Here is a 9791-nt window from a genome sequence, read left to right as displayed (position 1 = left end):
TCCTCTACCGGAGGCGTTAAGAGGGGGCCCTTCCTTTCACGCGAACGGAGTGAGCGTGACCCCCGCGTCGATGAGCGCGGCCCGTACCAGCTCCGCGCACCGCACCGCGCCCGGCGTGTCCCCGTGCAGGCAGATCGACTCGACCGGGGCCGGGATCACAGTCCCGTCCACGGCGACCAGCGTGCGCTCGACGGCCATCCGTACCGCCCGGACGGCCACCTGCTCCGGGTCGGTCACCAGCGCGTCCGGTGAGCTGCGCGGCACGAGCGTGCCGTTCGGGAGGTAGTTGCGGTCGGCGAGGCCCTCGGCCACCACCCGCAGCCCGGCGCCGGCAGCGAGCTGCGCCAGCACGGTGCCGGGCTGGCAGAGCACCGGCAGCTCGTGGTCGTACCCGCTGATCGCCGCCACCAGCGCGGCGGCCTGGCCCTCGTCGCGGGCGGCCGCGTGGTAGAGCGCGCCGTGCGGTTTGAGGTAGCGGACCCGGGTGCGGTACATCCGGCAGAAGGCGTCGAGCGCCCCGAGCTGGTAGATCGTCTCGTCGCGCAGCTCGGCGAAGTCGTACGCGATGTGCCGCCGGCCGAAGCCGGCGAGGTCCCGGTAGCCGACCTGCGCGCCCACCGCGACGCCGCGTTCGGCGGCGCCCGCGCAGACCCGGTGCATGGTGGCCGCGTCGCCGGCGTGGAAGCCGCAGGCGACGTTCGCGGAGCTGATCAGGTCGAGGAGCGCGTGGTCGTCGCCCAGCCGCCAGCTTCCGAATCCCTCGCCCAGGTCAGCGTTGAGGTCCATGGAACGTCACCGTAGTGCCTGGCCGGGCCTGGGCGAGCGCTGTCACGTCGTCCACCACCCCGATGACGGGGTACCCGCCTGTGGTGGGGTGGTCGGCCAGGAAGACGAGCGGCCGGCCGTCCGGCGGCACCTGCACCGCGCCGAGCACCAGGCCCTCGCTGAGCAGTTCGCCGGCGACCGCGCGGCTCAGTGTCGCGCCGGCCAGCCGCGCGCCGACCCGGTTGCTCTCCGGGCTCACCGTGTACGCGGTGCGGCACAGCACGTCCAGCGCCTCCGGGGTGAACCAGTCCTGCCGGGGGCCGGGGCGCACCGTGAGCCGCAGCTCGTCCGGGACCGGCCGGGTGACGGCGAGGTCGACCGGTGCGGGTGGGCCGGCCGGGGTGCCGACCGGCAGCCGGTCCCCGTCGCGCAGCGGCGGCGGTCCGAGGCCGGAGAGCGTGTCGGTGGCGCGGCTGCCGAGCACCGGTTCGACAGCGATCCCGCCGCTGACCGCGAGCCAGGTCCGCACCCCGGCGCGGGCCGGTCCGACGCGCAGCACCGCACCGGCGGGCAGCGCGAGCGGCCGTCCGACGTCCCCCGGGCGCCGCTGTGCGGATCCGGCCCGCCACTCGACGACCACGTCGGCCGGGGCGCCGGTGAGGGCGACCGCCACGGCCCGGGTGAAGCGCAGCGTGCAGCCGGTCACGGTGATCTCCAGCCCGGCCGCATGCTCGTCGTTGCCGACGAGCCGGTTGGCCAGGCGCAGGGCGGCCGGGTCGAGCGCGCCGGAGCGGGGTACGCCGAGGTGCGCCCAGCCGGGCCGGCCCTGGTCCTGGACCGTGGTGAGCGCCCCGGCCCGCAGCACCTCGATCACGACGCGTCGACCAGGCGGACGCGGGTGCCGGGGGTGAGCCGGGCCGGTGGGTCGGCGTGCACGTCGAACAGCGGCAGATCGGTGCGGCCGACGAGCAGCCAGCCACCGGGTGACGCGGCGGGGTAGATGCCCGCGTACGGGCCGGCCAGCGCGACCGAGCCGGCCGGCACGCGGGTACGCGGCGTGGCGAGCCGGGGCACCGCCAGCTCGGGCGGCAGCCCGGTCAGGTACGCGAACCCGGGTGCGAACCCGCAGAACGCGACCCGGAACTCGGTACGCCGCAGCCGGTCGACGACTGCGGGCACGTCGACGTTCCAGTGGCCGGCGACGAGCGGAATGTCCTCACCGTCGTACACGACCGGTACCCGGACCTCGGTGGTGGCCGCGCCGGAGGCGGCGGTGCGGGGGTGCCAGGCGGCGATCCGCGCGGCGGCTGCCTCCGGGTCCGGTACGCCGTCGAGCAGCACGGTGACCGCGCCGGGGACGATCTCGGTGGCGGTCAGCTCGCCCGCTTCACGCCGGTGCCACAGTTCGGCCCGCCACGCCTGCGCCTGCTCCGCGTCGTCACAGTCGAGGAGCAGGGCGTACGCCCCGACCGGCCGGATCCGCATCCGGTCATCCTCCCGTCGAGTGAGGTGACGGTCCACACTACTTGCAAGTAACCTACGCCGTCGTAACCTATTGCTGTGACGACCTCCGCACCGTTCCGGCTCCGGCCGGCCGACATCGGGAAGCCGCGTATGCGCGGCTGGCTGCACGCGTACGCGTTCTTCGCCGCTCTCGTCTGCGGCATCGTGCTGTGTTCGATCGCCGCCGGCCGTCCCGGCTGGGCGCCGCTGGTGAGCTGCCTGATCTACAGCTTCACCGTGTGCGGGCTGTTCGGCACCAGCGCGCTCTACCACCGGCGGGTCTGGACCGAACGCGGCTACCAGATCATGCGCCGGATGGACCACTCGATGATCTTCGTGTTCATCGCCGGCACCTACACACCGTTCTGCGCCCTGCTGCTGGACAACCGGCAGGCCACGATCATGCTGAGCCTGGTCTGGGGCGGCGCGATCGCGGGCGTGGCGGTGAAGCTGATCTGGCCGCACGCGCCGCGCTGGGTCTCCGCCCCGCTCTACCTGGCGCTCGGCTGGGTCGCGGTGGCCATGCTGCCGCAGATCCTGCACTCCGGTGGCGTCACCGCGCTGGTGCTGCTGAGCGTGGGCGGCGCGATCTACAGCGTGGGCGCGGTGTTCTACGCGCTGCGTCGGCCGAATCCGTGGCCCACAGTCTTCGGGCACCACGAGTTCTTCCACGCCTGCACGCTCGTCGCGGCGATCTGCCACCACATCGCGATCTACTTCGCACTGTTCGCCTGACCGAGCGGACCCCGGACATGCGCGAGGGCCCCGCACCGTTGCGGGGCCCTCGGGTTCTCGGGGGTCAGGCCGGGTAGCCCGAGCCCGGGCGGCGCACCTCGCGGTACTCCTCGCGCACCACGCGGTCGTCGCGCACCGGCACCACCGGCTCGGCGACCACCTGCTCGCGGACCGGGGCGGCCACGACCCGGCGGCGGCTGTTCCAGAAGTAGAGCGTGGTGAGCAGGCCGGCGACGCCGGCGAGCATGAGCACCCAGCCCACCACGTTGAGGTTCAGCCATCCCAGATCGGCGTCGATGGCGAACGCGAAGATCGCGCCGAGCGCGATGAGGAAGATGCTGGCACCGATGCCCATGACGTCGCCTCCTTGGCGTCCTGCTGGCGTTTCCTGCCCGCCGCGGCCATGGATGAGGTAGCGGCACACATCGACATACCCAGGCGCTTCGATCGTCAATCAGGCAAGCTGGGCGGTATGACGGACGGCAGGAACGGGCAGCGGACGCTGGTTCTGCTGCGGCACGCCAAGGCCGAGCAGTCCGCGGACGGCCCGGACGCGGAGCGGTCGCTCACCGCGCGGGGCCACGCCGACGCGGCGGCGGCCGGCGCCTGGCTGGCCCGGCAAGGGCTGCTTCCCGACGTGGTGCTCTGCTCGCCGGCCCGGCGCACCCGGCAGACCTGGCACGACGTGGCGATGGGCATGACCGGCTCGCCACCGGAGGGCGGCCCGGCGGGTTCGCGCCCGGCGGTGCGGTACGAGGCGGCCGCGTACGACGCGCACCCGGACCAGTTGCTGGCCCTCGTCCGGACGGTCGAGCCGACGGCCGGCACGGTGCTGCTCGTGGCGCACAACCCTGGTGTCTCGCTGCTCTCGGCGCTGCTCGACCCGCAGCGGGCCGACCCGGACGGGCTGCGTACCACCGATCTCGTGGTGCACCGGCCGACGACCCGGTGGGCCGAGCTGGCCCCCGGCGGCGCGCCGCTCACCGCCCGCCACACCGCCCGCGCCTGACCGGTACGACTCAGACCCGGCTGTCGTAGGCCTCCCGGTTGGCGAACACGTCGTCCATGTGCGCCTCCGCCCAGACCTTCAGGCCCTGGATCGTCTTGAGCAGCGAGAGCCCGAGCGCTGTCAGCTCGTAGGTGACTGTGACCGGCACCGTGGGCTCCACGGTGCGGGTGACCAGGCCGTCGCGTTCCAGGGCGCGCAGCGTCTGGGTGAGCATCTTCTGGCTGACGCCGGCGAGCGTGCGGGACAGCTCCGAGTAGCGCATCGGGCGCGGGACACCTGCGCAGTCGGCACCGAACCGGTGCGAGCCGTCGCTGCGCAGCGCTGCCAGCACCAGCGTGACCCACTTGTCGGCGATCCGGTCCAGTAGTTGCCGGCTGGGGCACTGGGCCAGGAACGCGTCGTACTCCGCCTTGCTCATCTCTGCTCCTGCCGCCCTCTCCTGCCGTCCGGTGAGCTACGCACTTTTAGGTGCCTACTTCCCAGCAGAAAGTTACACCCCGATAGTGGAGGTCGGCGCCGCGACCCGGCGGCGTCGCGTAACGGACGACGAGAGCCAAGAGGTACACGCATGGCCCGCACCACCCTTCCCGGCGGCACCTGGACGCTGGGCGACCTGACCGTCACCCGGTTCGGCTACGGCGCGATGCAACTCGCCGGCCCCTGGGTCATGGGACCACCGGCCGACCATGACGGCGCCCTGGCGGTGCTGCGCGAGGCGGTCGCACTCGGCATCACCCACATCGACACCAGCGCGGCGTACGGGCCGTACGTCACCAACCGGCTGATCCGGGAGGCGCTGCACCCGTACCCGGAGTCGCTGCACGTCGTCACGAAGGTCGGCGCGGACCGGGACGAGCAGGGCGGCTGGCCCACGGCCCGGGATCCGCAGAGCCTGCGCCGGCAGGTCCGGGAGAACCTGGAGACGCTAGGCGTGGACGCGCTCGGCCTGGTCAACCTGCGGCTCGGCGACGCCACGGGGCCGCAGCCCGGGTCTCTCGCCGAGGCGCTGGAGACGCTCGTCGCGCTCCGGCAGGAGGGCCTGATCCGCCACCTCGGCCTGAGCAACGTGACGCCCGAGCAGGTGGCCGAGGCGCAGACGATCGCGCCGATCGTCTGCGTGCAGAACCGGTACAACCTGGCCCACCGCGGCGACGACGACCTGATCGACGAGTTGGCCCGGCAGGGCGTCGCCTACGTGCCGTTCTTCCCGCTCGGCGGGTTCACGCCGTTGCAGTCCTCGGCGTTGTCGGCGGTGGCGGAACGCCTGGGGGCGACGCCGATGGGCGTCGCCCTGGCCTGGCTGCTGCGGCGCTCGCCGAACATCCTGCTGATCCCCGGCACCAAGTCCGTCGCGCACCTGCGCGAGAACGTCGCCGGTGCCGGGCTGGCCCTCTCCGGCGACGACCTCGCCGAACTGGACCGGATCGGCCGCTGAGACGCGGCGTCAGGACGGCGGCGCGGTCGGCGGCGGCGGGTCGGGCGGCGGCGGCATCATCGCTGTCGGATGCGAGAGCCGGTTCTCCTCCACGATGAGCGTGCGGGCCCGCTTGCGGCGGTCCTGCCAGAACCACAGCGTGGTCAGCAGAACGCCCAGCCCGGCCAGGATGAACACCCAGCCGACCGCGCGCAGGTCGATCCACCAGACGTTGGCCCGGATGGCGAAGGTCATGATCGCGCCGAGCGCGATGAGAAAGATGGCGCTACCAATGCCCATGTGCGCTGCACTCCCCCGTGCGATGGCCTTGGGCGTACTCCGGTCGTGGTCCGCGACGGTTACCCGCCACCGGGCCGCCTATCCACCCGGGCGCACGCACGACGACGGCCGGCGGGCTGGTGCCCGCCGGCCGTCGTCATGAGGGGGAGAGTGACGTGTCAGGGGTGAAAGCCCCCGGAAGGGCTCAGAAAGCCTCCTCCGGGAGGTCCATGATCTCCAGGTCGGTGCCCTCGATGATCCGGCGGTCGGCGCCGATGCGGGGCAGCACCTCGCGGGCGAAGAACCGGGCCGCGGCGACCTTGCCGGTGTAGAAGGACTTGTCGGCCGCGGAGACCTCGCCGGCCAGCGCCTTCAGAGCCACGTCCGCCTGCTTCTGGAGCAGCCAGCCGACCACCAGGTCGCCGATCGCCAGCAGGAACCGGCGGCTGCTCAGGCCGACCTTGTAGAGCGCGCGGGTGTCGCCGCCCTGGGCCTCGCCCAGCCAGCCGGTCATCACGCCGAGGATGTTCTGGATCTCGGCGAGCGCCTTGCCGAGCGCCTGACGCTCCTCCTTGAGCTGGCCGTTGCCGGCCTCGGAGGCGATGTGCTCCTGGATCTCGGCGGCGACCGCCATCAGGGCCTTGCCGTTGTCCCGGACGATCTTCCGGAAGATCAGGTCGAGGCTCTGGATCGCGGTGGTGCCCTCGTACAGGGTGTCGATCTTGGCGTCCCGGACGTACTGCTCCAGCGGGTAGTCCTGGAGGAAGCCGGAACCGCCGTAGGTCTGGAGCGACTCGTGGCCGAGCAGCTCGTACGCCCGCTCCGAACCGACGCCCTTGACCAGCGGCAGGAGCAGGTCGTTGACCCGCTTCGCCAGCTTGGTGGCCTTCTCGTCACCGGCCGCCTCGGCGATCGCGACCTTGTCCTGCCAGCTCGCGGTGTAGCAGACCAGCGCGCGCAGGCCCTCGGCGTACGACTTCTGCAGCAGCAGCGAGCGGCGCACGTCCGGGTGGTGGGTGATGGTCACCCGCGGGGCGGTCTTGTCGGTCATCTGGACGAGGTCGGCACCCTGCACCCGGTTCTTGGCGTACTCCAGGGCGTTGAGGTAGCCGGTGGAGAGCGTGGCGATCGCCTTGGTGCCGACCAGCATCCGGGCGTACTCGATGATCATGAACATCTGGCGGATGCCGTCGTGCTTCTCGCCCAGCAGCCAGCCCTTGGCCGGTACGCCGTGCTCGCCGAAGGTCACCTCGCAGGTGTTCGAGACCTTCAGGCCCATCTTGTGCTCGACGTTCGTCGCGTAGACGCCGTTGCGCTCGCCCAGCTCGCCGGTCTCGGCGTCGAAGTGGTACTTCGGCACGACGAACAGCGACAGGCCCTTGGTGCCCGGACCGCCGACGCCCTCGACGCCGACCGGGCGGGCCAGCACGTAGTGGACGATGTTGTCGCTCAGGTCGTGCTCACCGGAGGTGATGAAGCGCTTCACGCCCTCGATGTGCCACGAGCCGTCCGGCTGCTGGATCGCGCGGGTACGGCCGGCGCCCACGTCGGAGCCGGCGTCCGGCTCGGTGAGGACCATGGTCGAGCCCCACTGCTTGTCGATGAACAGCCGGGCCCACTTCTTCTGCTCCTCGGTGCCCTCGACGTGCAGCACGTGCGCGAAGGACGGGCCGGAGGCGTACATCCAGATCGGGGCGTTGGCGCCGAGCACCAGCTCGGCGAGCGACCACCAGAGGGCGCGCGGGGCGTTCGTGCCGCCCAGGGACTCCGGCAGGTCCAGGCGCCAGAACTCGGAGTCCATGAACGCCTTGTACGACTTCTTGAACGACTCCGGCAGCGGCGCGGTGAACGTCGCCGGGTCGAAGACCGGCGGATTGCGGTCGCTGTCCGAGTAGCTGGCGGCCAGGTCCTCGCGGGCGAGGCGGTCGACCTCGCCGAGGAAGCTGCGGGCCGTGTCGACGTCCAGGTCCGTGAACGGCGCCTGGCCGAGCGTCCGGTCCGCCCCGAATACCTCGAACAGGTTGAACTCGAGGTCCCGCACATTGCTCTTGTAGTGGGTCATGCTCGCTGGCCCCGCTTCCGGACAGGTGTTACCGATCAGTAACTCCAGACTGTATTACTCACCGGTAGGCAACGACAAGCGGATCTCGGAAGTGACAGCGATTACACACTTCCCGTTCATCAGTCGGCGGCGCCGACCTCCCAGCTCGGAACCGGCGTGGCGGTGGTGTTGCGCGCGCCGACGTACTCCATCAGGACCAGCGCGATGTCGTCGTCGAGCCGGCCGTGCACCCACTCGACCAGGGCGGTCTCCAGCGAGGCCAGCCCGTCCGCGACGGTGCCGTGGCCGAGCAGCCGCCAGGCCCGGTCGGCGGTGGGGAAGAACTCGCCGTCCCGGCGCGCCTCGCCCAGGCCGTCGGTGAACAGCAGCAGCCGGTCGCCCGGTTCCAGCCGCTCCACCCGGGGCCGGACCACGGGCATGAAGCCGAGCGGCGGCGCGGGCGCCGGCGGCTCCAGCGGGATCACCGCACCCCGGCGCAGCAGCAGCGGCGAGGGGTGCCCGCAGTTGACGATGGTGAGCGTGCCGCCGCGCTCCTCGACCAGGGCCGCGGTGACGAAGTCCTCGTCGCCGACGTTGCGGGCCACCGCGCGGTCCAGGTCGGTCACCACCGCGCGCAGGTCGGCCCGCTCGTACGCGACGTGCCGGTAGGAGCCGAGCACGATGCTGGCCAGGCGGACCGCGTCCAGCCCCTTGCCCCGTACGTCACCGATGATCATGCGGACGCCGTACGGGGTGTCCATCACCTCGTACAGGTCGCCGCCGATCTCGGCCGTCGCGGTGGAGGAGATGTACCGGGCGGCCACCGCGAGCGTGCCTACCTGCGGGCCGAGCGGCCGCAGCACCGCCTGCTGGGCGACCGAGGCGAGCCGGGACAGCTCCGCGATCCGGTCCGCCTGGCGCTGGCGTATCGCCGCCGTGGCCACCCCGACGGCTGTCACGTTGACCACTGTCACCAGCGGGCTACCCCGTTCGGCGACGGCGAAGCCGATCCCGATGGCGGTGGCCAGGCCGCCGACCGCGAGCACCACCCGCCAGGACGCCAGTGCCGCCGCGAGGAACGGCGCGACGACCATCAGCGCGAGGTAGTGCGCCGGGCGGCCGTCAGCCAGCTCCACCGCGACCACGATCGCGAGCAGCGCGAGGGCCGCGCCGAGACCGGCGCGGGATCCGGGACTCAGCGGGCCTCGGCCCGGCTGGAAGGGTTGCGTGCGTACATCCGACAGCATGCCTGATGGACGTGAACGGGAGAATGAACCTGGCCCGTCGGTCGTGGAAGTTCTGCCCGACTGGCCGGTCAGCCGAGCACCTCGTACCGGACGTTCACGTGGCCGAGGCTGGTGGCGGCGATGGTCGCGAACGCGGCGCGGGACAGGTCCAGGCACCGGCCGTCGATGAACGGGCCACGGTCGTTGATCCGCACCACCACCGACTTGCCGTTTGCCGGGTTGGTCACCCGGACCTTGGTGTTGAACGGCAGCGTCTTGTGCGCGGCGGTGAGCGCGTCCGGGTTGAACGTCTCGCCGTTCGCCGTCATCTGGCCCTCGGCGTAGAAGGAGGCGCCGCAGGAGCCGCTGTCCACGACCTTCGGGCTGCTCGTCTTCTTCGCCGTCGGCGACGGGGAGGCGGTCCGGGCCTTGCTGCGGGAGGCCGCCTGGGTGCGGCTCGCCTTCGGACTCGGGGTGGCCTTCGGCGACGGGCTGAGGCTCGCGCTCGGCGAGGCGGACGCGCTCGGCGAGGGGGCGGCCGACGTGGGGGCGGCCGACGTGGGGGCGGGCGTGCTGGGCAGCGTCTCGACCACGGCCGGCTCGGCGGGCGGCTCGGCGGAGGTGAGCCGCACGGCGCCGACGGTACCGCCGACCGCGAGCGCCACGCCGACCGCCGCGGTCGCGGCGATGGCGGCGGGCGAGGAGAACTTGCGGGTACGAAGGTGCCTAGCAGCCACCGGCCCGGTCCTTTCGTCAACTGAACAAACCGGCCCGGACCGTAACGAGAGAAGCACTTCCGAAGTCAACGTGATCATGGTG

Annotated in this window: 12 protein-coding genes; 3 read left to right on the top strand and 9 right to left on the bottom strand. The window is 72.2% G+C overall.

The window, feature by feature from the left end:
• Window positions 1-36: 36 nt before the first annotated feature.
• From MICAU_RS00725 to MICAU_RS00715, 3 genes are read right to left on the bottom strand one after another with little or no spacing between them, the layout of a single operon-like run.
• The gene (locus tag MICAU_RS00725; protein WP_013283353.1) at window positions 37-786 is read right to left on the bottom strand and encodes a LamB/YcsF family protein; all 750 of its coding nucleotides are present in this window, start codon (window positions 784-786) and stop codon (window positions 37-39) included.
• Complete coding sequence (locus MICAU_RS00720; RefSeq protein ID WP_013283352.1) at window positions 770-1639, bottom strand: 5-oxoprolinase subunit C family protein; 870 nt, start codon at window positions 1637-1639, stop codon at window positions 770-772. The genes MICAU_RS00725 and MICAU_RS00720 overlap by 17 nt, the downstream gene beginning before the upstream one ends.
• The gene (locus MICAU_RS00715) at window positions 1636-2250 is read right to left on the bottom strand and encodes a 5-oxoprolinase subunit B family protein (protein ID WP_013283351.1); all 615 of its coding nucleotides are present in this window, start codon (window positions 2248-2250) and stop codon (window positions 1636-1638) included. The genes MICAU_RS00720 and MICAU_RS00715 overlap by 4 nt, the downstream gene beginning before the upstream one ends.
• A 75-nt stretch (window positions 2251-2325) precedes the next feature.
• Here MICAU_RS00715 and trhA point away from each other — a divergent pair, with 75 nt between their 5' ends.
• Window positions 2326-3003, top strand: a complete 678-nt coding sequence (gene trhA, locus MICAU_RS00710; protein ID WP_013283350.1) for a PAQR family membrane homeostasis protein TrhA — start codon at window positions 2326-2328, stop codon at window positions 3001-3003.
• A gap of 64 nt (window positions 3004-3067) precedes the next feature.
• Here trhA and MICAU_RS00705 read toward each other — a convergent pair whose 3' ends face one another.
• Window positions 3068-3358 carry a DUF6458 family protein gene (locus MICAU_RS00705; RefSeq protein ID WP_013283349.1) on the bottom strand — a complete coding sequence of 97 codons (291 nt, stop codon included), beginning with the start codon at window positions 3356-3358 and terminating at the stop codon, window positions 3068-3070.
• A gap of 117 nt (window positions 3359-3475) precedes the next feature.
• Here MICAU_RS00705 and MICAU_RS00700 point away from each other — a divergent pair, with 117 nt between their 5' ends.
• The gene (locus tag MICAU_RS00700) at window positions 3476-4012 is read left to right on the top strand and encodes a SixA phosphatase family protein (RefSeq protein ID WP_013283348.1); all 537 of its coding nucleotides are present in this window, start codon (window positions 3476-3478) and stop codon (window positions 4010-4012) included.
• Window positions 4013-4022: 10 nt separating this feature from the next.
• Here the strand turns inward: MICAU_RS00700 and MICAU_RS00695 are convergent, their stop codons facing one another.
• Entirely contained in the window at window positions 4023-4430 is a 408-nt protein-coding gene (locus MICAU_RS00695) for a winged helix-turn-helix transcriptional regulator (RefSeq protein WP_013283347.1), read from the bottom strand.
• Window positions 4431-4580: 150 nt separating this feature from the next.
• Here MICAU_RS00695 and MICAU_RS00690 point away from each other — a divergent pair, with 150 nt between their 5' ends.
• Window positions 4581-5447: an aldo/keto reductase family oxidoreductase gene (locus tag MICAU_RS00690; protein ID WP_013283346.1), complete on the top strand. Its 867-nt coding sequence runs from the start codon at window positions 4581-4583 to the stop codon at window positions 5445-5447.
• A 9-nt stretch (window positions 5448-5456) separates the two neighbouring features.
• On the opposite strand, the gene MICAU_RS00685 is transcribed toward MICAU_RS00690, so the two are convergent.
• From MICAU_RS00685 to MICAU_RS00670, 4 genes are all read right to left on the bottom strand, one after another.
• Window positions 5457-5726, bottom strand: a complete 270-nt coding sequence (locus MICAU_RS00685; RefSeq protein WP_013283345.1) for a DUF6458 family protein — start codon at window positions 5724-5726, stop codon at window positions 5457-5459.
• 184 nt (window positions 5727-5910) lie between these two features.
• Window positions 5911-7767 (bottom strand): acyl-CoA dehydrogenase, encoded by a 1857-nt coding sequence (locus MICAU_RS00680; RefSeq protein ID WP_013283344.1) that lies wholly within the window; start codon window positions 7765-7767, stop codon window positions 5911-5913.
• Window positions 7768-7886: 119 nt separating this feature from the next.
• The gene (locus MICAU_RS00675; RefSeq protein ID WP_013283343.1) at window positions 7887-8993 is read right to left on the bottom strand and encodes a PP2C family protein-serine/threonine phosphatase; all 1107 of its coding nucleotides are present in this window, start codon (window positions 8991-8993) and stop codon (window positions 7887-7889) included.
• Between the two features lie 68 nt (window positions 8994-9061).
• A complete protein-coding gene (locus tag MICAU_RS00670) occupies window positions 9062-9709 on the bottom strand; it encodes a septal ring lytic transglycosylase RlpA family protein (protein WP_013283342.1) in 648 nt (215 codons plus the stop codon).
• Between the last annotated feature and the right edge of the window lie 82 nt (window positions 9710-9791).

The sequence above is a fragment of the Micromonospora aurantiaca ATCC 27029 genome (assembly GCF_000145235.1).
GTDB lineage: Bacteria > Actinomycetota > Actinomycetes > Mycobacteriales > Micromonosporaceae > Micromonospora > Micromonospora aurantiaca.
The sequence above is the reverse complement of the archived record's forward strand: the minus strand, read 5'-3'. Positions and strand labels throughout refer to the sequence as shown.